This is a genomic window from Massilia timonae (assembly GCF_001866515.1).
In the GTDB taxonomy this organism is placed as follows: Bacteria; Pseudomonadota; Gammaproteobacteria; order Burkholderiales; family Burkholderiaceae_D; genus Telluria; species Telluria timonae.
The window spans coordinates 1,488,643-1,513,959 of the sequence record NZ_JRYB01000001.1; the positions used below are offsets into that span (position 1 = coordinate 1,488,643).

The 25,317-nt window shown below is 66.2% G+C and carries 21 protein-coding genes; 9 read left to right on the top strand and 12 right to left on the bottom strand.

The window, feature by feature from the left end; translation table 11 throughout:
• Positions 1-39 precede the first annotated feature (39 nt).
• The 6 genes from LO55_RS06440 to LO55_RS06465 all read right to left on the bottom strand — a co-directional run bounded on the left by LO55_RS06440 (position 40) and on the right by LO55_RS06465 (position 5,127).
• Positions 40-309, bottom strand: a complete 270-nt coding sequence (locus LO55_RS06440) for a hypothetical protein (RefSeq protein WP_005663816.1) — start codon at positions 307-309, stop codon at positions 40-42.
• A 14-nt stretch (positions 310-323) separates the two neighbouring features.
• Complete coding sequence (locus LO55_RS06445; protein ID WP_071360864.1) at positions 324-1,934, bottom strand: type II and III secretion system protein family protein; 1,611 nt, start codon at positions 1,932-1,934, stop codon at positions 324-326.
• Between the two features lie 18 nt (positions 1,935-1,952).
• On the bottom strand, positions 1,953-2,798 hold the full coding sequence (cpaB, locus tag LO55_RS06450; RefSeq protein ID WP_071360865.1) for a Flp pilus assembly protein CpaB: 846 nt from the start codon (positions 2,796-2,798) through the stop codon (positions 1,953-1,955).
• Positions 2,795-4,228 carry a DUF8689 domain-containing protein gene (locus tag LO55_RS06455; RefSeq protein WP_071360866.1) on the bottom strand — a complete coding sequence of 478 codons (1,434 nt, stop codon included), beginning with the start codon at positions 4,226-4,228 and terminating at the stop codon, positions 2,795-2,797. The genes cpaB and LO55_RS06455 overlap by 4 nt, the downstream gene beginning before the upstream one ends.
• Before the next feature lie 100 nt (positions 4,229-4,328).
• Complete coding sequence (locus LO55_RS06460) at positions 4,329-4,883, bottom strand: A24 family peptidase (RefSeq protein ID WP_071360867.1); 555 nt, start codon at positions 4,881-4,883, stop codon at positions 4,329-4,331.
• 61 nt (positions 4,884-4,944) lie between these two features.
• On the bottom strand, positions 4,945-5,127 hold the full coding sequence (locus LO55_RS06465) for a Flp family type IVb pilin (RefSeq protein ID WP_071360868.1): 183 nt from the start codon (positions 5,125-5,127) through the stop codon (positions 4,945-4,947).
• A gap of 390 nt (positions 5,128-5,517) precedes the next feature.
• On the opposite strand from LO55_RS06465, the gene LO55_RS06470 reads away from it, so the two are divergent.
• Positions 5,518-6,552 carry a GGDEF domain-containing protein gene (locus LO55_RS06470; protein ID WP_071360869.1) on the top strand — a complete coding sequence of 345 codons (1,035 nt, stop codon included), beginning with the start codon at positions 5,518-5,520 and terminating at the stop codon, positions 6,550-6,552.
• 75 nt (positions 6,553-6,627) lie between these two features.
• Here LO55_RS06470 and LO55_RS06475 read toward each other — a convergent pair whose 3' ends face one another.
• Positions 6,628-7,857, bottom strand: a complete 1,230-nt coding sequence (locus LO55_RS06475) for an HD-GYP domain-containing protein (RefSeq protein ID WP_005663830.1) — start codon at positions 7,855-7,857, stop codon at positions 6,628-6,630.
• Between the two features lie 207 nt (positions 7,858-8,064).
• On the opposite strand from LO55_RS06475, the gene icmF reads away from it, so the two are divergent.
• The 5 genes from icmF to LO55_RS06500 all read left to right on the top strand — a co-directional run bounded on the left by icmF (position 8,065) and on the right by LO55_RS06500 (position 16,390).
• Positions 8,065-11,352 (top strand): fused isobutyryl-CoA mutase/GTPase IcmF, encoded by a 3,288-nt coding sequence (gene icmF / locus LO55_RS06480; protein ID WP_071360870.1) that lies wholly within the window; start codon positions 8,065-8,067, stop codon positions 11,350-11,352.
• A 29-nt stretch (positions 11,353-11,381) separates the two neighbouring features.
• Entirely contained in the window at positions 11,382-11,711 is a 330-nt protein-coding gene (locus LO55_RS06485; protein ID WP_071360871.1) for a hypothetical protein, read from the top strand.
• Between the two features lie 169 nt (positions 11,712-11,880).
• Complete coding sequence (gene prsT, locus LO55_RS06490; RefSeq protein WP_071360872.1) at positions 11,881-14,658, top strand: XrtA/PEP-CTERM system TPR-repeat protein PrsT; 2,778 nt, start codon at positions 11,881-11,883, stop codon at positions 14,656-14,658.
• Positions 14,659-14,804: 146 nt separating this feature from the next.
• Positions 14,805-15,476 carry a GNAT family N-acetyltransferase gene (locus tag LO55_RS06495; RefSeq protein ID WP_229410247.1) on the top strand — a complete coding sequence of 224 codons (672 nt, stop codon included), beginning with the start codon at positions 14,805-14,807 and terminating at the stop codon, positions 15,474-15,476.
• Positions 15,477-15,511: 35 nt separating this feature from the next.
• On the top strand, positions 15,512-16,390 hold the full coding sequence (locus tag LO55_RS06500) for a ThiF family adenylyltransferase (protein WP_071360874.1): 879 nt from the start codon (positions 15,512-15,514) through the stop codon (positions 16,388-16,390).
• Between the two features lie 113 nt (positions 16,391-16,503).
• Here LO55_RS06500 and pepA read toward each other — a convergent pair whose 3' ends face one another.
• The 5 genes from pepA to LO55_RS06525 all read right to left on the bottom strand — a co-directional run bounded on the left by pepA (position 16,504) and on the right by LO55_RS06525 (position 20,828).
• A complete protein-coding gene (gene pepA, locus LO55_RS06505) occupies positions 16,504-17,301 on the bottom strand; it encodes a flocculation-associated PEP-CTERM protein PepA (protein ID WP_071360875.1) in 798 nt (265 codons plus the stop codon).
• 181 nt (positions 17,302-17,482) lie between these two features.
• The gene (locus LO55_RS06510) at positions 17,483-18,148 is read right to left on the bottom strand and encodes a class I SAM-dependent methyltransferase (RefSeq protein ID WP_005663846.1); all 666 of its coding nucleotides are present in this window, start codon (positions 18,146-18,148) and stop codon (positions 17,483-17,485) included.
• 76 nt (positions 18,149-18,224) lie between these two features.
• Positions 18,225-18,956, bottom strand: coding sequence for a GNAT family N-acetyltransferase (locus LO55_RS06515; RefSeq protein WP_071363699.1), 732 nt, complete (start codon positions 18,954-18,956; stop codon positions 18,225-18,227).
• A 299-nt stretch (positions 18,957-19,255) separates the two neighbouring features.
• Complete coding sequence (locus LO55_RS06520) at positions 19,256-19,885, bottom strand: XrtA/PEP-CTERM system exopolysaccharide export protein (protein ID WP_005663850.1); 630 nt, start codon at positions 19,883-19,885, stop codon at positions 19,256-19,258.
• A gap of 175 nt (positions 19,886-20,060) precedes the next feature.
• Positions 20,061-20,828: a S1 family peptidase gene (locus tag LO55_RS06525; protein ID WP_071360876.1), complete on the bottom strand. Its 768-nt coding sequence runs from the start codon at positions 20,826-20,828 to the stop codon at positions 20,061-20,063.
• Positions 20,829-21,235: 407 nt separating this feature from the next.
• Here LO55_RS06525 and LO55_RS06530 point away from each other — a divergent pair, with 407 nt between their 5' ends.
• Genes LO55_RS06530 through LO55_RS06540 form a run of 3 tightly spaced genes read left to right on the top strand, consistent with a single transcriptional unit; the run spans position 21,236 to position 25,312 of the window.
• The gene (locus LO55_RS06530) at positions 21,236-22,762 is read left to right on the top strand and encodes an XrtA system polysaccharide chain length determinant (protein WP_071360877.1); all 1,527 of its coding nucleotides are present in this window, start codon (positions 21,236-21,238) and stop codon (positions 22,760-22,762) included.
• Positions 22,763-22,788: 26 nt separating this feature from the next.
• Positions 22,789-23,709, top strand: a complete 921-nt coding sequence (locus LO55_RS06535) for an XrtA-associated tyrosine autokinase (protein WP_071360878.1) — start codon at positions 22,789-22,791, stop codon at positions 23,707-23,709.
• The gene (locus LO55_RS06540) at positions 23,690-25,312 is read left to right on the top strand and encodes a TIGR03016 family PEP-CTERM system-associated outer membrane protein (RefSeq protein ID WP_229410092.1); all 1,623 of its coding nucleotides are present in this window, start codon (positions 23,690-23,692) and stop codon (positions 25,310-25,312) included. The genes LO55_RS06535 and LO55_RS06540 overlap by 20 nt, the downstream gene beginning before the upstream one ends.
• The last annotated feature ends 5 nt before the right edge of the window (positions 25,313-25,317 follow it).

Genomic DNA, 25,317 nt, shown 5'->3' on the forward strand with positions numbered 1-25,317 from the left:
GCAGCCCCGGACAAAGGACGTTCGCTGCGCGCGCGTCCATCACTGGTCCACCATCGCCGCCGGCTGGCCGGTATCCGGCCGGGCGAACGAGCGCTGGTAGTTGTCGATGGCGGCGCGCGCGGCGCGGCCATCGAGGCCCAGGGCGGGATTGCCGCTGGCGGCGCCGCTCGGGTCGAGCACCTGGGCCGCCAAATTGCTGCGGGTGGCCGCGCCGAAGCGCGCATCCCAGTCCGGCGTGGTCGAGACGCATCCCGACGCGCCGCAGGCGAGCAGCGCCAGCGCCGCCCATCGTGTGAATGTGGTTCGCATTGCATTCCCCTGTGTCAGTTCGAAGCCGCCGGCGTCAGTTCGAAGCTCCCGGATACCGGACCGGATACCGCGGCCGGCGGCGTGACCGCCCCGGCAGGCGTCGCGGCGGCGGGCCGCTCTCCTTCCAGCCGCCCGCCCAGCATCAGGCCCGCGCGCGACGGCGCGACATGGCCGTCGGTGGGCAGCACATGGCTGCCGCCCGGCAGCGGCTTGACCAGGCGCGCCGTGATCACGAACACCAGCTCCGTGCGGTCCTGCTGGTAGTCGGTGCTGCGAAACAGCGCGCCCAGCACCGGAATCTCGCCCAGGCCCGGCAAGCCTTTCATGTTGGCGATCAGGTTGTTGCGCACCAGGCCGCCGATCGCGAAGCTCTGGCCGTCATGCAGCTGCACCGTGGTGCTGGCGCGGCGCGTGGTCACCAGCGGCATGATGGCGGTGCCGGTGATGCCGGTGGCGGTGATGCCGATCCCTTCGCGCGACAGTTCGGACACCTCCGGCGCCACCTTCAGGTTGATGCGCCCGCCCGACAGCACGGTCGGGGTGAAGCGCACGCCGACCCCGAATTCCTTTTCTTCCAGCGTGACGCGGTCGTCGTCCTGCGACACCGGGATGTAGAACTTGCCGCCGGCCAGGAACGAGCCTTCCTGGCCGCTGATGGCCAGCACGTTCGGCTCGGCCAGGATGCGCACCAGGCCATCGAGCTTGTCGGCCTCGATGGCGAAGCGGTTGCCATTGGTCTTGACTCCCGACAGGCTGCCGCCCAGCAGGCCGCTCAGGAAATCGGTGGCCAGGGTGGTGGTCCAGCTGCCGGAGCCGAAGCTGAAGCGGGTGCCGGTCTCGAGCCGTTCGAGCAGGGTGCGCGAGATCTCGGCCACCTTGACCTCGAGCTGCACCTGCTGCGGCGCGCTCACCGCCAGCAGGTTGATCACCCGGGTGCCGGCGCCGCCCGCCGCGCCGGCGCCGCTGGCGCCGTTCCTTCCCACCACGATCACGCCATCGGTATCGTTTTCCTTGTCGGCCGCCGGCAGCTGGCGCAGCGGACGCCGCACATAGGCGCCGGCCAGCTCCACCGCGCGCTGCACGACGGTGGCGTCGCTGACGGTGCCGGTCAGGATCAGGCTGTCGTTGGCCGCCATCACGCGGATATCCTGCTCGTCCGGCATCGCGGCCTTGAGCGTGGCTTCCAGCCCGCTCGGGTCCATCGCGATCGTGATGTCGATCACGCTGCACAAGCCGCTGCGGCCCTGCACGATCATGTTGGTGCTGCCGACGTCGACGGCGGCGATGTACAGGGTGTCCGGGGCGACCAGCATCGCCTGCACCACGGCCGGGTTGCCGACGCTGCGGCGGGCCACCTTCTCGGGCAGGCGCAGCATGGTCGACTTGCCCATCTGGAGCGCCATCACGGCCGGCCGCGCGGCCTCGCCGCGGCAGCCTTCGGCGACGCGCGCGGGCGCTTCGCTCGCGGTGCGGGCGGGCGCCGGCTTCTTCGGCGCCGGCTTCGGTTCCGCCACTTTTTGCGCGGCGGCGGCGGCGGGCGCGGCGCTGGCCAGGGCCGGGCCGGCCAGCGCGGCAAGGACGGCGGCAAGGGTGGCGCGCAATGCGATCGAGGGACGTCGTTTCATGATCGATCCAGTCGGTGGTCAGAAGCATTCCTGCGATGCGTGCAGGCCGTTGATGACGCTGATGCAGTCGCGCTTGGGCGGGGCCGGCGCGCGCGCCTGCTGCACGCGCGGCCGCGGCGGGGCCCGCACCACCGGCGGCGGCGCGGCGGCGACAGCGGGCAGCAGGTTCTCCTTGGTCGCGCCGAGGGTGGCGGCGGCGGCCGGATCGACCTGGTTGCGCAGCGCCAGCGACAGGGTGCCCACGCTGCGCGCCAGGTCCAGCTTTTCGGCCTCGCTTGGCGTGACCTCGAGCGTGACGGCATTGACCACCTTGGGCTTGGTCTCGTCGCGATTGACTTCCTGCGCCACCGCCAGCACCAGGATCCGCTCCAGCACGATCTTCGAGATGCTCTGCTCGCGCGCCCGGGTCGCGTTCGGGTCCGGCATGGTCTCGGTGCTGACGATGATGTCGACGTAGTTGCCCGGCAGGGTGAAGCCGGCCACCCCGATCACGTCGTTGACGCGCACCGTGATCGCGCGCTTGCCCTCGGTGATCAGGGCCGACAGGCCGCCCAGGGTGCCGGCCGGCGCCAGCTTGGCTTCGCTGATCGGTTCGCCCGCGAGCAGGCTGCTGCGCAATACCCGTCCGCCCAGCGGCGCGGGATCGGTGAAGGCGCCCTTCGGCACGCTGTCGGCCGGCCAGTCGGCCAGCTTGAACATCTCGGGCGTCAGGCGCTGGCCGATGTCGACGTCGGCCTTGGCGACGACGATCCGGCCGGCGCTTGCGCCCGGGGCATTGAGCAGCCAGCTCGCCGCCAGCGCCACCGCCAGCAGGCCCAGCAGCACCGCCAGTGCCATCATGATCACGGCACGCTTGTTCTTCATCGCGCATCCCCTTCCTTGTCTTCCCGCTTCACCGCCGCTGGGTTCGATGCACAAGGCAGCGCGGGCGGCAGGGCGCTGGCTCCGAACAGGCTGCTCCAGGCCTGGACCAGGCCGTCCACGTCGCAGCGCGGCGCGCGGCCGGCGAAGCCGGCGAAATCGGCGATGCGTCCCAGCAGCTCGTGCGGCCAGGCGGCCAGCAGCGGGCGCCGCGTGCGGCGATGCAGTTCGTCGACCAGGAAATCGAACGCCGCCTCGTCGACCTCGATGCGGCGCAGCCGCGCCTGGCGCCGCAGCAGCGCGCGGTAACTCGCCTCGGACAGCGGGCCCACGGCGATGCGGTAGCCGATGCGGCGCAGGCAGGCGTCGTCCAGCACCGATTCCGGCGCCAGGCTGGTGGCCAGCACCAGGCCGACGTCGAACGGCAGCGCGTGGCTCGGGCCGTGCGGCACCGTCACGTGGTCCTGGCCGGCCTCCAGCGCGCCCAGCCAGCGGTGCAGCAGCTCGCCGGCCGGCATCCGCTGGCGTCCCAGGTCGTCCAGCACCAGCAGGCCGTTATTGGCCAGGATGTGGGGCGGCGCGCGCAGCACGCCGCTGGCGGCGTCGACCCGCAGTTCCAGCATGTCGCGCGTGAGCTCGGCGCCGACGTGCACCAGCGGCCGCTGGCTCAGGGCCCAGCGCGCGTCGCAACTGCGGCGTTCTTCCAGGCCGCGCATCTGCAGCGGCAACGGATGCAGGGCCGGATCGTGCAGCTGGACGATCTCGTGGTTGACCAGCACCGCGTACGGCACCGCGATCGGATCCTGGCGCAGGCGGGCGAACTTGCGCGCCAGGGTGGTCTTGCCGCTGCCGGACGGGCCATACAGCAGCAGTGGACGGCCGGAATGCAGGGCCGCGCCGATCAGTTCGCGCATCGCCGGTTCCAGGCCGTCGCCGTCGAGCACCGCTTCGAGTTCGGCGCGCGCCACGCGCGGCGCATCCGGCTGGCGCTGCGACTGCTGCGCCACCACCGAGCGCCAGGCCGCCAGGGTCACCGGCGCCGGTCCGGCATAGCGCGACTCGGCCGTGTGCTCGCCGGCGGCGCGCGCGCCGGCGGCGGTGAGCTGGTAGTGCACGTCGAGATCGGTCTCGCCCGAATAGGCGACTTCGGCCTGCTGGCTGGCGACCAGGCCCTGCAGCACTTCGCGCACCACGCTGACCGACAGCCGCAGGCGTCCGGTCAGCCTGGACAGCGGCGTCTTGCCGCCCGCATGCAGGACCTTGAGCACCAATCCCGTCACCAGGCGCGGATCGAGCCCGGTGTCGCGCACGGTGCGCGGCTGGCGCGGCAGCACGGCGGCCACGTCGCCATCGCTTGACGACGCGCCGGCCCCGGACCCGAACGATGCATCGTGCCCGGCGGCGGCCGTGGTGGCCGACAACATTCCCATCATGCACCCTCCTGCCCATGAAGATGTTTCGGAAAACCTTGATTTGATTCTAGCGAGCGGCCTCATCAGGCACTTGATACCTGACAAAGGCCCGACCCGCTGCTCATAACAGCGGCCGGTCGGCGTAGCGACTGACCAGCAGCGCGATGGCGCCAGCGGCGATCGCCACGCCATAGGGAATCGAGCCGGCGCTGGGTTGGCCGCCGGCGCCGCCGATCGCGGGCGCCGGCCCGCGCGGCAGGCGCAGCAGCATGGGCTTCAGGATCGCCCATATATTGGCCAGCGCCATGCGCAGGCGGCCCTTGAAGACGATGACGGCCAGCGCCATGACGCCGCCCACGCACCAGGCCAGGATGGCGATGCGCAGCGCGTCGCCGGGACCGGCGAAGGCGCCGACCGCGGCCATCATCTTGACGTCCCCGGCGGCCATGCCGCGGACCAGGTAAAAGGGTAGGAAGATCGCCAGGCCGGTCGCCGTCCCGCCCAGCCAGGCGAGCAGCCCCGCCAGCGGTTGCGGCGACAGCAGGTGCAGGACCAGGGCGCATGCCATGCCGGCGGCCAGCAGCCGGTTCGGAATGCGCCGGCTCTCCAGGTCCTTGACCGCCGCCGCCGTCACCATCAGCAGCAGCAGCGTATCGAGGTAAAGTGCGACAGCCATGATCGGACTCCACGAAAAAAAAGCCCCCCGGGGCCGAACCGCGTCCCGGGGGGCAGGCGGATTACTCCGGAACGACCAACTGATCGCGGATGTAGATGAAGGCCGCCTCGATGTTTTCACCGACTTCGCCAGCGACACCGGCCATCACCACGCCGATGAGAGCGGCGATCAGGCCATACTCGATGGCAGTCACACCGTTTTCGTCAGCGAAAAATGCTTTGATGGCGAAGGTAATCGTGCTCATGACAAACTCCTTATGATGGTTGAGGAAATACTGGCTGCGACTGGGCCCCGTCGCTACTGCTGTGTTACGTTTGCCAGTGAGTTCACTGTACCGATTAGTGCCGTACGGCAAGTTGACCGTCCACAACTTTTCCGTATGGAAATTCATGCTTCTGATGAGAAACAAACTCCCAGGGCGATGTGTCAACGCGCGGGAAACCATGAATAAAAATTGTTAAGAATAGTTGCCGGTAATACAAAAAAGTATTATGCTGTTTTGCTTGACCGCTGAAAAATGCGGCACCGCCGATCATGGCGCTGGGCATCCATTCAGCGCTGTCCGCCCTGTGCGCCACGCCTTGCGCGGGGCGGTCTCCCGGTACCTCTTATTGCTTGGTCTGATAACGACGACATGGATTCCCTGCTGCGACACATGGTGGACATGACCGGCCACCGCGATCACACCATGCTGGACATCTCCGTGATTTCGGCGGTCCAGGAATTGTCCGGCGCGGCCCGCACCCGGGTGCTCACCATCTCCAGCGTCGGCGAACAGTACTTCGTGCGCTCGCGCGCCTGCATCCATGCCGGCGGCGTGGCCTGCCCCGAAGAGCCGCAGGACAGCGGTCCCGGCGAACCGATCGCGCTCTATCCCGAACTCGGCGCCTGCCTGCGCCGCCACGAACCGCGCGCTGAAAGCATCGGCGCCGACGGCCTGCGCCGCCTGTGGCTGCCGATCTGGTTCGGCGACAAGGCCGACACCTGCCTCGAGATCGTGCACGCCGAACCGTTCACGCCCGAGGCGCTGTACATGGTCAACGGGATCGTCAGCGTGTACCGCAACTTCCAGAACCTGCTCGACTACAGCGAGCGCGACTCGCTCACGGGCCTGCTCAACCGCAAGACCTTCGACGACCAGCTGGCGCGCATGCTGCACGCCTCCGAGACCGACGCCACGGCCCCCGGCCAGGCCGAGCGGCGCCACCACAACGGCGAAGAAAAGCAGTGGCTGGCGGTGGTCGACGTCGACCACTTCAAGGGCGTCAACGACCGCTTCGGCCACCTGTACGGCGACGAAGTGCTGATCCTGATCGCCAACCTGCTGCAGTCGTCGTTCCGCGCCCAGGACCGGGTGTTCCGCTTCGGCGGCGAGGAGTTCGTGGTGCTGCTGCGCTCGACGAACCTGGAGAACGCCCGCCGCATCATCGAGCGCTTCCGCGCCGACGTCGAGAGCCACGACTTCCCGCAGGTGGGCAAGGTCACGGTCAGCATCGGCTTCACCAGCGTCAGCGCCGCCGATTCGCCGGTGGTCACGCTGGGCCACGCCGACCAGGCCCTGTACTACGCCAAGGCCCACGGCCGCAACCGCGTGTGCCACTACGAAGAGCTGGTCGCCGGCGGGCTGCTGCAGACCGTGGCCGTCAACGACACCGCCGAATTCTTCTGATTCCCTGCACGTGAGGGCAGCGCGTTCAATCGCATGCCGAAGCAGCCGCGCGCCGCGCCGGCGGGTGGCAGGCGCTCAGGCCTCGGCCAGCTGCATGAAGCGCAGCGGCTCGACCTGCCACTTGGCGGCCGACTCGTGGCGCACGATGCGGTCGCCGCCGCCGAAGCCCGTCGCGCGCGACAGGTCGACCGTCTCGGGGCGGATATACACCTGCTGCTTCGCATGGAAGAACACGTTCACCTTCGGCGTGAGCAGGCTCGATTCGTGCGGCTCGACCACCACGCCCAGCCGGCCCGATTCCAGCAGCACCAGGGTGCCGACCGGGTAGATGCCGACGCAGCGCATGAACTCCTGGACCAGCGCCGGATCGAAGTGGTGCTTGCTCCACTCGTAGATCTTGCGTAGCGCCTCGGCCGGTGGGATGCCCTTGTGGTAGCAGCGGTCGGAGGTGATCGCGTCGTACACATCGACGATGGCCGCCATCTGCGCCAGCTCGCTGATGCCGTCCCCGGCCTGGCGGTCCGGATAGCCGCTGCCGTCGCGCCGCTCATGGTGGTGCAGCGTGATGTCGAGCGGCACCGGGCCGATGCCGGGCGTCTTCACCAGGATGTCGTGGCCGTCGCGCGGATGGCGCTTGACGATGGCGAATTCGGCGTCGGTCAGGCGGCCCTGCTTGTTGAGGATGGCGTCCGGCACCATGGCCTTGCCGGTGTCGTGCAGCAGGCCGCCCAGGCCGGCCTGGTAGATGGTTTCCTCGTCCATGCCGCGCGAGCGGCAGAAGGCGACCAGCAGCGCGCACACGCTGACCGAGTGCAGGAAGGTGTAGTCGTCCTTGTTCTTGAGCTGCAGGAGGCTGGGCAAGGCGCCCGAATTGCGCAGGATCGATTCGGTGACGCTCTGCACCACCGGGCTTACCTGGTCCAGCTCGACGGCCTTGCCCAGGCGCGCGTCCTGCATCACGGCGCGCACCAGACCCTCGGCCTGGCGCCGCACATGGATGGCGCGCTGCAATTCCTCGGCCAGCGGCACCCGCATGCGCGCGGAGGCCGTGGCGGCCTGCGCCAGCGCGGTCACCTCGGCCTCGGTGGCGGCCATGCTCTCGTCGACGGTGGGCGCGTCGACGTCCAGGCCGCGACGGCAATCGATCACGACGCCGCGGATACGCGCCTCGACGATCTTGCGGATCTCGGCCTCGTTCGTGATCAGGAACTGGTTGCGTACGAACGGGTGCTCCATCCAGCCGCAATCCAGGTCGTGGATGAACATGCCCACCCTGAGCTGTGAAGAATCCACTTTTTTCAGCATCTGTCGTGTCTCTTCTTCTGCATGAATTTCGATTATGCATTGAGTATAACAAGCAGATTGCGTAATGGAACTTAATGTTGCCTTAGGGATACGCAATGTGAAATGGATCGAAGCCAGCCGTATTACTTCGCCGCGAGCTTGACGTTAACGTTAACGTCATATACCGTACCAGCATCCGTCCTCACCGCTCACAAGGACCCGTCCCTCATGAACGACATCACTCCCGTCGCGAAGCTCGACCTGCCCGAACAGCCGCGCCTGGCCAACAAGGTCCGTTTCGTCACCGCCGCCTCGCTGTTCGACGGCCACGACGCCTCGATCAACATCATGCGCCGCATCCTGCAGTCGAACGGCGCCGAGGTGATCCACCTCGGCCACAACCGCTCGGTCGACGACGTGGTCACCGCGGCGCTGGCCGAGGATGCGCAGGGCATCGCCATCTCGAGCTACCAGGGCGGCCACGTCGAATACTTCAAGTACATGATCGACCTGCTGCGCCAGCGCGGCGGCGAGCACATCAAGGTGTTCGGCGGCGGCGGCGGGGTGATCGTCCCGAGCGAGATCGAAGACCTGCACGCGTATGGCGTGACGCGCATCTTCAGTCCGGAAGACGGCCAGCGCATGGGTCTGGTCGGCATGATCCGCTCGATGCTCGAAGCCTGCGACGTCGACCTGTCGCCCTACGCCCCGACCTCGCTCGAGGCGCTGCGCAGCGGCGACATCGCCGCGCGCCACCGCCCGCTGGCCCAGCTGATCACGGCGCTGGAAAACGATCGGGTCGACCCGGCCCTGCGCAAGGAGATCCTCGACACGGCCGACACGCTGCGCGTGCCGACCCTGGGCATCACCGGCACCGGCGGCGCCGGCAAGTCCTCGCTGACCGATGAGCTGATCCGCCGCATCCGCCTCGACCAGGGCGACCGCCTGAACATCGCCGTGATCTCGATCGACCCGTCGCGCCGCAAGTCGGGCGGCGCCCTGCTGGGCGACCGCATCCGCATGAACGCGATCAATCCCTGGAACGGGCAGCAGCGCGTGTTCATGCGCTCGCTGGCCACGCGCGAAGCGGGCTCCGAGATCTCGCAGGCCCTGCCCGACGTGATCGCCGCCTGCAAGGTGGCCGGCTTCAACCTCGTGATCGTCGAGACTTCGGGCATCGGCCAGGGCGACGCCGCCATCGTGCCGCACGTCGACACCTCGATGTACGTGATGACGCCGGAATTCGGCGCCGCCTCGCAGCTCGAGAAGATCGACATGCTCGATTTCGCCGATCTCATCGCGATCAACAAGTTCGACCGCAAGGGCGCGCTCGACGCGCTGCGCGACGTCGCCAAGCAATACCAGCGCAACCGCGAACTATGGTCGATGAGCCCGGACCAGATGCCGGTCTACGGCACCCAGGCCTCGCGCTTCAACGACGACGGCGTGACCGCCCTCTACCACGGCCTGCTGCCGAAACTGGCGGAACTGGGCCTGAAGGTCGAAACCGGCAAGCTGCAGGCGCCGGCGCAGCGCTACTCGAGCGGCAAGAACGTGATCGTGCCGCCCGCGCGCAGCCGCTACCTGGCCGAGATCGCCGACACCGTGCGCGGCTACCACCGCCGGGTCGGCACGCAGGTCAAGCTCGCGCGCGAGCGCCAGCAGCTGCAGGAGGCGAAGCGCATGCTGGCCGCGGCCGGCAAGAACACCGATTTCGACGACGTGATCGCCCAGCGCGACAACGCCATGGACGGCGAAGCCAGGGCGCTGGTGGCCTCCTGGCCGCAGCTGCAGGCGACCTACGCGGGCGACGAGCACGTGGTGAAGATCCGCGACAAGGAAATCCGCACGCGCCTGATCTCGACGACCTTGTCCGGCAATCCGGTGCGCAAGGTGGCGCTGCCGCGCTTCGAGGACCATGGCGAGATCCTGCGCTTCCTGATGCTGGAAAACGTGCCGGGTTCCTTCCCCTACACGGCCGGAGTGTTCCCCTTCAAGCGCGAGGGCGAGGATCCGACCCGCATGTTCGCCGGCGAGGGCGACGCCTTCCGCACCAACCGCCGCTTCAAGCTCGTCTCGACCGGCATGGACGCCAAGCGCCTGTCGACCGCCTTCGACTCGGTGACCCTGTACGGCGCCGACCCGGCGCTGCGTCCCGACATCTACGGCAAGGTCGGCAACTCGGGCGTGTCGATCGCGACGCTGGACGACATGAAGGTGCTGTACGACGGCTTCGACCTGTGCAGCCCGTCGACCTCGGTCTCGATGACCATCAACGGCCCGGCCCCGACCATCCTGGCGATGTTCATGAACACCGCCATCGACCAGCAGATGGACAAGTTCGTCGAGAACAACGGGCGCCAGCCGAGCGGCGAAGAAGCCGCGCAGATCCGCGCCTGGGTGCTGACCGCCGTGCGCGGCACCGTGCAGGCCGACATCCTGAAGGAAGACCAGGGCCAGAACACCTGCATCTTCTCGACCGAGTTTTCGCTGAAGGTGATGGGAGACATTCAGGAATATTTCGTGACGCACGGCGTGCGCAATTTTTACTCGGTGTCGATCTCGGGCTACCACATCGCCGAAGCGGGAGCCAACCCGATCTCGCAGCTGGCGTTTACGCTGTCGAACGGCTTCACGTTCGTGGAAGCGTATCTGGCGCGCGGCATGCACATCGACGACTTCGCGCCGAACCTGTCGTTCTTCTTCTCGAACGGCATGGACCCGGAATACACGGTGCTGGGCCGCGTGGCGCGCCGCATCTGGGCGGTGGCGATGCGCGACAAGTACGGCGCCAACGATCGCAGCCAGAAGCTCAAGTACCACATCCAGACTTCCGGCCGCTCGCTGCACGCGCAGGAGATCGACTTCAACGACATCCGCACCACCCTGCAGGCGCTGATCGCGATCTACGACAACTGCAATTCGCTGCACACGAATGCCTACGACGAGGCGATCACCACGCCGACCGACGAATCGGTGCGCAGGGCATTGGCGATCCAGTTGATCATCAACCGGGAATGGGGCCTGGCCAAGAACGAAAACCCGAACCAGGGCGCCTTCATCATGGACGAGCTGACCGACCTGGTCGAAGAGCAGGTGCTGCAGGAGTTCGAGCGCATCGCCGAGCGCGGCGGCGTGCTGGGGGCGATGGAAACCGGCTACCAGCGCGGCAAGATCCAGGAAGAGTCGATGCTGTACGAGCACCGCAAGCACGACGGCAGCCTGCCGATCATCGGCGTCAACACCTTCCGCAACCCGAAGGGCGCTTCGCTTCCCGCCACGATCGAACTGGCCCGTTCGACCGACGAGGAAAAGCAATCGCAGCTGCGGCGCCTGGACGACTTCCACCGCCGCAACGCCGATGCGGCGCCAGCCGCGCTGGCCGCCCTGCGCCAGGCCGCGATCGACAACGAGAACGTGTTCGCGCGCCTGATGGACGCGGTGCGCGTATGCTCGCTGGGGCAGATCACGACCGCGCTGTTCGAGGTGGGTGGGCAGTATCGCCGCAATATGTAGAATGGTTCCGTGTTCCCACGGAGCCATCCATGACGATCCAGCCAGACCAGCTCGCCGCCCTGATGCGCGAAGTCGAACGGGAAGACCCGATCGACTTCGCCGACCTGCCCTTCCCCGAGGACGAGATGCGCGCCATCGTCGCCGACCACCTGTGCGAGATGGCGGCGGCGATGGAGAATTTCAGCGAGGAAGACCGCACACTGACCTTGCTCGCCGTGGCGGCCAAGCTGGTGCTGGAAAACCTGGTGCTGCATGTCCAGCTGTTGCGGCGCCACGGCCTGCCGGTGGGCGAGAACGTCGAAGCCCTGCTGGGCCGGCTGCGCCGCGACCCCGGCCTTGACGGCAGCGGCGAGGGATAATTTTCCCCTGTAGTAATTTTTTCAACATTCATGCAACACGCATCGAATAAGTTTTGCAATAGCTGTGTCCGTTTGTACACTGGGTGCGCGGTTCCTTCAGGTATGATTTGTTGTTGAGAATTTCGCTTACCCAGCGAAACGACCGTCTCCACTGCCTGAGGAATTCCACATGCCGCGCCATCCCACCAAGCTCAAACTCACCGCCGCCCTCCTGACCGGCGCCCTCCTGACCGTCGGCCTGGCCGGCTGCAACCGGACCCAGTCGACCGAAACCCTGCTGGCGGAAGCATCCGAATACCAGCAGAAGGGCGACATCAAGGCTGCCCTGATCCAGCTCAAGAACGCCGTGGCGAACAGCCCGGAAGACGGCGAGGCGCGCCTGGCGCTGGGCACCCTGCAACTGTCGACCGGCGACAACGTCTCGGCCGAGAAGGAACTGGGCCGCGCGCGCGCGCTCGGCATCGCCGACGAGCGGGCGCTGCCGCTGCTGGGCAGCACCCTGGCGCAGCAGGGCAAATTCAAGGAAGTGCTGGAGCTGATCACGCCCGAGAAGGCCGGCAAATCGGCCGCGCTGCTGTCGCTGCGCGGCGACGCCTTGCTGGGCAGCGGCAAGCCCGACGAGGCGAAACAGGCCTACGAGGCGGCCCTGGCCGCGAACGCCAATTCCGGCGACGCCCTGATGGGCCTGGCGCGCCTGTCCGCCGTACGCGGCGAGCGCGACGCCGCCCTCCTCTACGTCGACCAGGCGGTGGCCAAGGATCCGAAGAATCCCGAAGTCTTCATCATGCAGGGCGCGATGCTGCGCTCGATGAACAAGCCGGACGAAGCCCTGGGCGCCTACGACAAGGCGCTGGCGCTCAAGCCGGATCACCGCGGCGCCCACATCGAGAAAGCGTATATCGAGATCGCGCGCGGCAAGTTTGACGCGGCAAAGAAGGAAGTCGAGGCGGCGGAAAAGAATTCGCCGGGCAGCCTGCTGGTGGTGTACACCCGCGCCCTATATGAATTCTCGCAAGGCAAGCACTCGGCGGCGCGGGATGCGCTGGCGAAGATCCTCAAGGTCGCGCCCAACCATTATCCGAGCATCCTGCTGGCCGGCGCTTCCGAGCTGCAGCTGGGCGGCACCCAGCAGGCCGAACAGCATCTGCGCAAGTACCTGGAAGCCAATCCGAACAACGTCTATGCGCGCAAGCTGCTGGCCCAGGCCCAGCTCAAGAATTCGCAGCCGGCCGATGCCGCCGCCACCCTGGCGCCGGCCCTGAAGGATGCGCCACAGGATGCCCAGCTGCTGGCCCTGGCCGGCGAATCGTACATGCAGGTGCGCGACTTCGACAAGGCCGCCAACTACCTGCAGCAGGCCGCCACCCTGGCGCCGGAGGCGGCCGCGGTGCGCACCTCGCTGGGCCTGTCGCGCCTGGCCCAGGGCGACCAGGCGCGCGCCCTGAGCGACCTCGAGATGGCCGCCACGCTCGATCCGAAATCGCTGCAGGCGACCATGGCCCTGGTCCAGACCGAGATCAATATGAAGCGCTACGACAAGGCCCTGGCCGCCGTCAATGCGCTCGAAAAACAGCAACCTGACAGTGCGCAAGTGCAGCAGCTCAAGGGCGCCGTCTACATGGTCCAGAACAAGCACGCGGAAGCGCGCGCCGCCTTCGAAAAGGCGCTGTCGCTGCAGCCGAGCTTCCTGCCGGCGGTGACCAACCTGGCGCGCCTGGACGTGCAGGACAAGAAGCCGGATGCCGCCAAGGCCCGCTTCACCGCCTTCCTGGACAAGAACAAGGACAACGTCGAGGCCATGACGGCGCTGGGCGAACTGGCCATGCTGCAAAAGAACCAGGCCGAGGCCACGAGCTGGTTCGAGAAGGCCAGCGCAGCCAATCCGAACGCCACCGCGCCTTCGCTCAAGCTCGGCGCGCACTACCTGGCCACCGGGCAGGCGCCCAAGGCGCTGGCGCTGGCGCGCAAGCTCCAGACCTCGCATCCGACCGATGCCGGCGTGCTGGAACTGCTCGGCCAGTCGCAGGCCGCGAACAAGGACCTGAACGGCGCGCTCGACACCTACAGCAAGCTGGTCAACGTGCTGCCGAAGGCGCCTGGCGCCCAGCTGCGCCTGGCTCAGGTGCAGTTGGCGCTGAAGAACGAATCGGCGGCCGCCACCCACCTCAAGCGCGCGGTCGACCTCCAGCCCGACTTCGTGCCGGCGCGCCTGATGCAGGTCGACCTGGCGCTGCGCGGCAAGCGTCCCGACGAGGCGCTGGCGGTGGCGCGCGAGCTGCAGAAGGCGGCGCCCAAGGCGCCGGTCGGCCACGTCATCGAAGGCGACGTGCTGATGTCGCAGCAGAAATTTGCCCAGGCCCAGCAGTCCTATGAAAAAGGCCTGGCCATGGCGCGCTCGTCGGAACTGACGGTCAAGGTGATGCAGGCCATGCAGGCCGGCGGCAAGAGCAAGGAAGCGCTGGCGCGCGGCCAGGCCTGGCTGGCCGCCCAGCCGGAAGACGTGCGTGTCTCGCTGCTGGTCGCCGAGCTCAACCTGGCGTCCAAGGACTACAAGGGCGCCATCGCCAGGCTCGAGAACGCGCAGAAGCGCGCTCCCGAGCATCCGCTGGTGCTGAACAACCTGGCCTGGGCCTACCAGCAGGTGAAGGACTCGCGCGCGCTGGCGACCGCCGAGAAGGCGTACAAGCTCGCCAGCGACAGCCCGGGCGTGATGGATACCCTGGGCTGGGTGCTGGTGGAGCAAGGCGACACCGCGCGCGGCTTGCCGCTGCTGCAGAAGGCCAGCAGCCAGGCGCCGAACTCGATGGAGATCCGCTACCACCTGGCGCAGGCCCTGCACAAGAGCGGCGACAAGGCCGGCGCACGCCGCGAGCTCGACAAACTGCTGGGGTCGAACGCGCCGTTCGCCCACGCCGACGAGGCGCGCGCGCTGCTCAAGACCCTGTAAGCGGGGCCTTCGCCGCGGGACCTGGCCCGGTCCCGCGGCGCACCCGTTGAGGCGCCCTTCTTCCCATCAGTAAAGGCTCGCGGCCTCATCCTATCGAACGCTGGATTTATTAATGTCGCGATAAGATAACGTTCTCCTAAATGAGGATGTTTATCGTGGACGACGATTCGTACGGAATCCGGCTTACCGATACGTCGGACGGTCGTAACACGGCCAGTATGCTGATCAACAGGATGTATGCCTGGCGCGGCTACGGCGGAAATCACCAGCCCAGTAGCGACCCCAACCGCATCACCCTGACCGCCACCGACAAGGGCGACGTGGTCGGCACGCTCAGCATCGGCATCGATTCCGAGGTCGGCCTGATGGCCGACGAAATCTTCAAGGACGAACTCGACGCCCACCGCCAGCGCGGCGCGAAACTGTGCGAGTTCACCAAGTTCGCCTTCGACCCTTCGGTGCGTTCCAAGACCGCGCTGGCCAATGTGTTCCACCTGGCCGTGATCTACGCGCGCGACATGCATGGCTGCACCGACATCGTGATCGAGGTCAATCCGCGTCACCGCCGCTTCTACGAGCGCATGCTGGGTTTTCGCAAGGAAGGCGAACTCAAGATCAATCCACGGGTCGACGCGCCGGCCTACCTGCTGCGCGTGAACCTGGCCTTCGTCACCGAACAGATCGACCGTTTCGGCGGCACCTGGGCCGCCGACGGCGAGACCGAGGAGCGCTCGTTCTATCCATATTTCTTTTCCCCACGCGAAGAGCGTGGCATTATCAATCGCCTGTTGCGCATGGACGAATCGCATCCGGCATGAGGCCGGGCTCTTGTTCCCCACTTTTTTCTGAACCAATGAATAAACCGTTCAACTACGAACAGGCTTTCTCGCGCAATATCGGCTGGGTGACGCAAGCCGAACAGCAGCAATTACGTGGCAAGCGCGTCGCCATTGCCGGCGGCGGCGGGGTCGGCGGCGTGCACCTGCTGACCCTTGCGCGACTGGGTGTGAGCCGCTTCCACATCGCCGATTTCGACAGTTTCGACATCGCCAATTTCAATCGCCAGGTCGGGGCCATGATGTCGACGGTCGGCCAGCCCAAGGCCGAGGTCCTGGCGCGCATGGCGCGCGACATCAATCCCGAGATCGAGATCGAGATCTTTCCGGACGGCGTGCACAAGAACAATCTCGACGCCTTCCTGGCGGGGGTCGACCTGTACGTCGACGCGCTCGATTTCTTCGCTTTCGACGCGCGCCAGCAGACTTTCGCCGCCTGCGCCCGGCTCGGCATCCCGGCCACCACCGGCGCGCCGCTGGGCATGGGAACGGCCCTGCTCAACTTCATGCCCGGCAAGATGACCTTCGAAGAGTATTTCGGCTGGGGCGACCTGCCCGAGCAGGAGAAGGCGATCCGTTTCGTGGTCGGACTGGCCCCCGCCGGCCTGCACCGGCCTTATCTGATGGTGCCGGGATCGGTCAACCTGGCGGAGCGGCGCGGCCCATCGACCATCATGGCTTGCCAGCTGTGCGCCGGGGTGTGCGCCACCGAGGCGCTCAAGATCCTGCTCGGCCGCGGCGACGTGCTGGCGGCGCCCTGGGGCATGCAGTTCGACGCCTATCGCAACAAACTCAAGCGCACTTGGCGGCCCGGTGGCAACCGCCATCCGATCCAGCAGCTGATGCTGGTGATCGGGCGGCGCCAGTTCGCGCGCATGGCGGCGGCCGGACGCTGAGCGCTGCCGCCGGCCGGCGGCTTCCCTGACGTCAAAAAGCCACTGCCGGATCGCTCCGGCAGTGGCTTTATTCGAGCTGCTGACGTCAGGCCTGCCAAGCAGGCCCGTCGTTATCAAGCAGCGTTCTTGTTGCGGCGGCGGGCGGCGTACAGACCCAGCATGCCCAGGCCCAGCAGGCCGACCGATGCCGGCTCAGGCACTTCGGCGTTGCTGAAGACCACGTCCAGCGAACCGTTGATTTCCTGGGTGCCGACCGGGTCGAAGTTGTTCAGCTGGCCCGACTGGAACGACAGGTTGTAGAACGGGTTAGGCGAGGTGAAGAATTCCATGCCGAAACCAACCAGGCCGAAGCTCGAGCTCGCGCCGAAGCTGCCGCAGTTGATGCCGCTAGGACCGCAGGTCGGCAGGGTTGGATCCAGGACGCCGAAGCCCGACAGCGGATCGCCTTCGGCCAGCAGCAGGTCGTCGCCGTCGTTGCCCACGGAGACCGGAGTGGCGCCGGTGCTTGGCATGGTGAAGGTGGAGTCCAGGTTGGCGTCCAGGTACATCGCCAGGCGGCCGCTGCCTTCGTTGAAGCGGAACACGTTGCTGCCGTTTTCAACGCCGAAGGTGCCGGATGCGGTGTACAGCGCGTACAGGCCGTAGTCGTTGTTCAGGCCGGTGCGGGTGACCGGGGTGGTGCCACCGTTGCCGACGAACTGGCCGGCGTTCCACACCAGCGACACGTTGAAGGTGCCGTCGGTGTTGAAGGTCGCGATCTCGTTGTAGTTGCCGGTGATCTTGTCGGCGGTGAATTCACGGCCGTCGTATTCCACGGTGAACGGGTTGAAGTTGTCAGCGTGGGCGGCGGCGCCGAACATCGAGGTGGCAGCGATTGCGCAAGCGATAATGGTCTTCGAAACTGCTTTCATCTTGGATCTCCTGGTTGTAGGGTTCGTGCTAACGACCTCTATGTAAGCAACCATCGTGCCAGCAAACTCAACTCTTTTAAAATCAAATACTTAAGTCAGTATTTCGTAGAAGAAATTACAACACTGTAAAAGATTCCGACAGCCCCGTTTAAGAAATTCTCATGGCGCTGTCGGTCTTGTCCTACAGGGGTTTCCGCAGCACTACATTCCAGGTATTTCCGGAGGTGAATTCGCTGGCGACCTCGTAGCCGGCCGCCAGCACCTTGGCGCGCAGCTCCTCGACGTGGAAGGGGCTGTACAGGATGCCCTTGCGGATGCCCCAGTCATTGATCTTCTGCGCCGCCCAGCGCAGCGGTGCGAAACCGGACGGATACAGCAGCACGTTGGCGGCCAGCGTCCCGCCCGGCTTGAGCACGCGCAAGATGTCGCGCAAGGCGCCGTCGACCGTCGGGAAGCAGTGGATCGAGTTGGCGATATTGGCGGTGTCGAAGCGGTTGTCGGCGAACGGCAGCTGGGCCGCGTCGGCATGCTGGACCTCGACCTGCGGATTGCCGGCGAAGCGGCGCTTGGCGCCGGCCAGCATCGACGGGGCGTAGTCGATGCCGGTCACCTTGACCGGCGGCAGCTTGCGGCGGCGGCGCCAGTTCAGGACCATCTCGAGCAGGGTGCCGGTGCCGCAGGCCACCTCCAGGTGGTCGGGTCCGAAATTCGGCCCGAAGAAGCGCATCTGGGTGCCGATCGTGCTGTTATAGGCGAAGGTGAGAATGAAAAAGCCGCGCAGGTCGTACCACCACGGTTCGGATGAATAGGCTTCGGCGATTTCATCCCTGGTCTTACCGGTCGTCATGGAGCGTCCTCGTGATTGGATAGAAGCGGAAAATATAGGTCGTTAATGAACTGCAGGCAAGCGAGGATCGGGCAGCTCAGCCCAGCTGGCGCAGGCGGTTGATGATGCCGGCCTCTTCGCGCGGCGAGAAGAACCACGGAAACAGCGAGCGCTCGCCCACCGCGCGGTCCTGCATGCCGCCCCATTTCTCCACCTGTTCGGTGCCGAAGGCGGTGTCGACGCGCAGCAGCACCGCCGGCGCCTGCACCCGCGGATTGGGGCGCGACTCGCACACGGTCTGGAAGCCGAGCATCGCTTCGTAGAAGCGGCGATGACGCGGATTGACTTCGATGAAGATATCCTTGCAGCCGTTCAGGTCGCGCGCATAGATCAGGGCCACGTGGAACAGCGAGGCCAGCACCGCCTTGGACTTGACTGCCGGGTCGACCGCCAGCTTGGTGATCTCGCACACCCGCCCGTCGCTGCGCCGCACATCGATGCAATCCTTGAACACCTGGTCGGCCAGCAAGCCGATCTCGGAATCCAGGCCCAGGCTCAGCGTGCCGAACACCTGGCCGTGGTCGGATGCCGTCAAGGTGATCCGGTTGGGGTCGCTGTGCACCTGATGGTTGCCGCTGTAGCCGCGCCAGGAATACATCTTACTGATGAGCATGCTGGCGGAATTGCGCTGTGAATCGATGTCGGCCGCGCGGATGCCGAACACGCGCTCGTTGATGGCGACGTCGATGATGCTGGGTCCGTCGGAAGCGGCGACCTCGTCGTCGCCTGGGCCGGCACAGAAGGAGGCCGGCGCTAATGTCTCGATCATGGTCATTCTCCAGGCAGTCCGGCACGTCGAGTGACGGCGGCATTCCTGATCATCATAGCATTATAAATTACAAATTATCAATTGTATTAACTAGGAGTATTTAATACTTTGACATTTTGAATGTCACCGCATGGTGGACGATAGCAGCTTCAGCAGGCACTGCGGCGCGCGGGGACAATATGTCTTGAAGAAAGTAACCGGCGCACTGGTGGTGACCGGTTGTGCGGCAAGGCGCCGCCGTGGCGAACGCCAGGGGGAAGACGACCGGCGCGAGGGCCGGTCGGGCAGGATGAACGGGCTTAGAAGAAGCTCTCTGGAATGACCAGGATGTCGCCTGGACGCATCATGACATTGGCCGAGATGTCGCCATCCTTGATCAGGTCGTCGAGACGCACATTGATTTTTTCCTGCTTGCCTTCGACGGTGCGCACGATGCTGGCCTTGTTACCCGAGGCAAACTCGGTGACGCCGCCCACCGCGATCAGCACGTCCATCAGCGACATCTCGCGACGATACGGCAGCGCCTGCGGGCGCGCCGCCTGGCCGATCACGCGGATCTGTTCGTTGAAGTTGCCGACGAAGTTGGTCACGACCACGGTGACCACCGGCTGCTGGATGAACTGGGCCAGGGCCTGCTCGATGTCACGCGCGAGCTGGGTCGAAGTCTTGCCGGCTGCCGGCAGGTCTTCGACCAGCGGAGTCGTGATCTTGCCATCCGGCCGCACCGGGACCGACATCGACACTTCCGGATTGCGCCAGACGATGATGTTGACGGCATCGCCCGGTCCAATCAGATAGTCCGGGTTGACCGGCGCCAGCGCGGCGGTGCTGGGAGGTACCGGAGTGGAACAGCCGCCCAGCAGCAGCATGCAAGCGGCGGCGCCGGTTGCCAACAGGTTCTTCATGGTCTTCGTCATCATCGCGTTCATCCCCTTCGCGCCTACCGGCCATCCCTGGTGGAATAGTGTTCGACGTGAATCAAAAATTGTAATTTCGCCATCACGGCCTGCGCTATTGTAGCGCAGACCGGCGTGGCGACAAGCCATGCACAATTGAAATACTTGCGTGTTGCTGCCGTACGCCAGCGCGCGCCGCCCACCGATGCTAGCGGCTCAGCAATTCCCGCACGTGGCGCACCGGAATGGCGTAGGTGATGCCGCTGGGGGTCGAGATCGCCGATTCCTTCAAGCCTTTCACGAACACCATATTGATCACGCCCACCACTTCCCCGGTCGCGGGGTCGTACAACGGCGAGCCGCTGTTGCCCGGATAGGCGGTGCCGTCGAGCTGGTAGATGCTGAACGGCGTGCGCTGCAGCCGGGCCACGGCGCGCGCATCGAGGCGGCGCGCGCTGAGCGAAGGCTGCATCACCGGCGTGATCGCAGCCAGCAGCGCGCGGTGGGTGGCCGGGTGGAGGCCCAGCACCATGCCAAGCGGAAAGCCGGTGAAGGCCAGGTCCTGGCCCTCGACCGCCCTGTCCGCGTCACCCAGGCGCAGGGCCGGCAGCGGCGCGCCTTCCAGGCGCAGGTGAGCCAGGTCGTGCTCGCGGTCCAGGGCCACCAGCTGGGCCGGGCGGAAGCGCACCCCGGCGCCGTCCGGCAGCACCACGCCGAGCTGCTCCATGCGCGCCGCATCGAGCTTGTCCGGCACCACGTGGGCATTGGTGATCACGCTCAGGCCGTCGCCGACCACGAAGCCGGTGCCGCTGAACACGATCGCCGGGCTGCGCGTCTGCAGCTGCGTGCCGACGCCCACGATAGACGGCTTGACCGCCGCCACCGTCTGCGGCAGGGTCGCCGCCTGCAGACCGGCTCCCGCCCACCAGAGCAGCGCGCCGGCGGCCAGGCGTTTTGAAAATAGTCTTCGCGTCATCAAACCTTCACAATCTTGAGGTAGTTGTAACAGAGCTGAGGCAATCGTACGGCCCCTTTCCATTTTTAAACATTACAATAAGCTTCTTTGAATTTCAGCAACTATTTGAAGAACCGCGCGGCCTGTAGGGCCACGAACCGAACCCCGGCGGATAGGTGGATTCGTTTAGCGAAATACAACATGCGAATTCTTCAGATGTTTGCGATAATGCAACAACTGGCATGATGCAATTTGTTTAACATCTTCTTATTGCAGTGCGGAACATGTGTTGCAAACCGATGGCATCGGTGACCACGAATCGCTGCATCCCTTAACCCTCAATTGCAATTGATTAGGGTACAAGCGATCATGCACATTGTTTATTTGTTGAGCCTGCAGCCCAGGCCCTGACCGACGAGATCGACACGATGGCTGAAATCACAACCCAGATTCTTCACCTCCTCAAAGCCATCGGCAAGTACCGCTGGCATGCAGTCGTCATCACCTGGGTGGTGGCGCTGGCCGGCTGGGGGGTGGTGTATTCGCTCCCCAATCAGTACGAGGCGTCGGCGCGCGTCTACGTCGACACTCAGACCATACTCAAGCCCCTGCTGTCGGGCATGACCACCCTGCCGAACCTGAACCAGCAGGTGCAGTTCATGCGCCGCACCCTGATGAGCCGCCCGAACGTCGAGCGCGTGGCGCGCGAGCTCGACCTCGACTCCCGCACGCGTACCCCCAAGGAATTCGACAGGCTGGTCGACGACATGATCGACAAGCTCAAGATGGCCGGCACCGGCCGCGAGAACATCTATACCATCAGCTACACCGGCACCAGCGCGCGCGAGAGCAAGGACGTGGTACAGGCCTTCCTGACGATCTTCGTCGAGGGCAGCTTCGCCGGCAAGAAGCAGGACTCCGAAAAGGCGGTCCAGTTCATCGACGAACAGATCCGCAGCTATGAAGAACGCCTGGCCGCGGCCGAGAACTCGCTCAAGGAATTCAAGATCAAGAATATGGGCATGCTGCCGCGCGCCGGCGCCGACTACGGCGCGCGCCTGATGTCAGCCACCGAAGCCCTGAACCAGGCGCAGCTCGACCTGGCCGAGGCCGAACAGGCGCGCAATGCGATCCGCAGCAGGATGTCGGGCGACTACAAGGGCGGCGCCGGCGCCCCGGTGCTGCGCGACCCGGCGCTGGACGAACGCATCGCTGCCGTCAACAAGAACCTGGACAGCCTGCGTACCCAGTACACCGAACAGCACCCCGACATCGTCGCCAACCGCCGCCTGCTCGAGCAGCTGATGGAGCGCCGCGCCGATGCGGCCAAGAATCCCGTGCAGAGCTCGGACCCGGGCGCCAGCTTCAGTCCCATGCTGCAGCAGCTGACCGTGCAGCTGTCCGACGCCGAGGCGCGCGTCGCTTCGCTGCGGGCACGCGTGAACGAATACAGCGCCCGCGTGGCGCGCCTGCGCGGCCAGAGCGAACTGGTGCCGGAGGTCGAAGCCCAGCTGGCCCAGCTCAACCGCGATTACGAAGTCAACCGCCAGAACTACCAGCGCCTGGTCGAGCGACGCGAATCGGCCAAGTTGTCGGGCGAGGTGTCCTCGGTCACCGACATGCTGACCTTCCGCGTGATCGATCCGCCGATCGCGCCGGCCGTGCCGACCGGTCCGAACCGCCTGCAGCTGTTCTCGCTGGTGTTCGTCGGCGCCCTCGCCGCCGGCCTGGCCGGCGCCCTGCTGCTGAGCCAACTGCGCCCGACCTTCCTCAGCCAGGCAACCCTGCGCGAGGCCACCGGCCTGCCGGTCCTGGGTTCGGTGAGCATGAACTGGACCTCCGAACAGACCGTGCTGCGCAAGCGCCGCCTGGTCGCCCTTGCCGCTTCGGTGTTGCTGCTGTTCGGCGCCTATGGCGCCGGCGTCGCCGCCATCCTGGTCCGCCCCGCGATGTAAGGCCGGATGGCCAATAAGGAGTAAATGTGAGCATTATCGAAAAAGCCGCCAGCCGCATCGACCAGCAGCGCCAGAACGCCGCCCCCGTCAATCCCGCCGCCAGCATCGTGCCGGCCGAGCCGCCACTGGTCGAAGCACCGGCCGCCGTGCTGGTCGACGTGCCGGTCGCGCCGGCCCCGACGCCGGACCTGGCCGCGGACGCCGCGCCCGCCCCGGCGCGCACCCGCCGTGTCGAACTCGACCTGGGCCGCATGCGCGAGCTGGGCATGGTCACCGCCGCCGGCGGCCGCACCAACCTGCTGGAAGAATTCCGCATCATCAAGCGCCCGCTGCTCAAGCGCGCCTTTGCCGAGCGCGGTCCGAAGGACAACCCGGCCAACCTGATCATGATCACCAGCTCGCTGCCCGGCGAAGGCAAGACCTATTGCGCGATCAACCTGGCGATGAGCATCGCCATGGAGCTCGACCACACCGTGCTGCTGGTCGACGCCGACGTGGCGCGTCCGTCGGTCCTGCGCACGCTCGGCCTGCCGGCCCAGCGCGGCCTGATGGACATCCTGGTCGACGACGCGCTGCAATTGCCGGACGTGATCCTGCGCACCAACGTCGACACCCTGGCGCTGCTGCCGGCCGGCGCCACCTCCAACGCCGCCACCGAGCTGCTGGCCAGCTCGACGATGGCCGCCATGCTGACCGAACTGGCCAACCGCTATCCGGACCGCGTCATCATCTTCGACTCGCCGCCGCTGATGCTGACCACCGAGGCGCGCGTGCTGGCCAGCCACATGGGCCAGATCGTGGTGGTGGTGGAAGCCCAGACCACGACCCAGCATGCGGTCAAGGAATCGCTGCAGCAGCTCGAAGGCATGAGCAACGTCAATCTCGTCTATAACAAGACCAGGGATATCCCCGGCATCGAAGAAACGTATGACTATCACTACGGCTAAAGAATCCGCCGTCATCCGCTCGCGGCGCATGCCGGGACGCCGGATGCCCGTCCTGACGCCGCTGGCGGCGGCGGTGCTGCTGCTGGCCGCCCTGCCGGCCCACGCCGACTGGCGTGTGACGCCGACCCTGAAGGTGGCCGAGACCTGGACCGATAACGTCAACCTGACGGAAGACGAACTCGCGTACAGCGACCTGATCACACAGATATCGCCCGGCTTCAAGCTCAGCAACCAGACCCGGCGCCTGACCGTGAACGCCAGCGCCCAGCTGCATACGTTCGCCTACCTGCACGACAGCGACAAGCGCAACCGCGATGGTTCCTTCGGCGACGGCGAGAACGACAGCGTGTCGAGCGTGCGGCGCAGCTACCGCGCCAACCTGCGCGGCGAACTGGCGCAAGACCTGCTGTACGTCGACGCCACCGCGTCGCGCGGCCAGCAGAACATCTCGGCCTTCGGTCCGCGCATCACCAACGACCAGTATTCGAACGCCAACCGTACCGACATCGATACCTGGAGCATCAGCCCTTACCTGCTGAAGAATTTCGGCAGCACCGCCGCGGGCCAGTTGCGCTTCACGCGCGACTCGGTCGGTGGCGGCGACAATATCGGCTTTCGGCGCACCGGCGGCAACACCCTGCTGGCCTCGCTGGTGAACGGCCCCGCCTTCCGTACCGTCGGCTGGGGCGTCACCTACACCAAGCAGGACCTGAACGGCGGGCGCTATGGCGACTCCTCGAGCGAAATGCTGGCCACCAACCTGCGCTACATGGTCAACGGCCGCTTCTCGCTGCTGGCCAACGCCGGCTACGACCGCTACGAGTTCGAGGGACTGGGCGGCGGCGAGCAAGGCGCCAACTGGTCGCTCGGCTTCGCCTGGACGCCGTCCTCGCGCACCAGCCTGCAGGCCACCGCCGGCCGCCACTTCTATGGCAACACCGGCAACCTGATGGCCCTGCACCGCAGCCGCCACACCAGCTGGAACGTGAGCTACAACGACGTCATCACGACGTCGCGCCAGCAGTTCACGCTGCCGTCGACGATCGACACCGCGGGCCTGCTCGACCGCATGTTTTCCACCGCCTACCCGGATCCGGTAGTGCGCGCGCAAGTGGTGCAGGCCTATATCGACCAGACCGGCCTGCCGCCATCGCTGTCCGACAGCATCAACTACCTGAGCAACCGCTTCATGCGCCAGAAGCGGCTGCAGGCATCGATGGTGTACCGCAAGGGCCGCAGCAGCGCGGTGCTGTCGGCCCATGCCAGCGACCGCAGCGCGATCTCGGACCAGCAAAGCGACAGCCCGCTGCTGGGCAGCCAGCAGGGCCGCTACAGCGACAACGTGCGCCAGCGTGGCTTCGAAGCGAACTACACTTACCGGCTGAACTCGCGTTCGAACCTGACCGCCCGCTACGACATCGACGAAAGCGAGTCGCGCGACCGCGGCTACAAGAGCACCCAGCGCGTGTTCCAGCTCGGCGTGTCGCGCCGTTTCGGCGAGACCATCGGATCGGTCGACCTGCGCCGTCGCAGCGGCGACCGTTTCAACGCCGGCACCTACACCGAGAACGCCATTTCGGCCAGCCTGTTCAAGACGTTTTAAGCGCA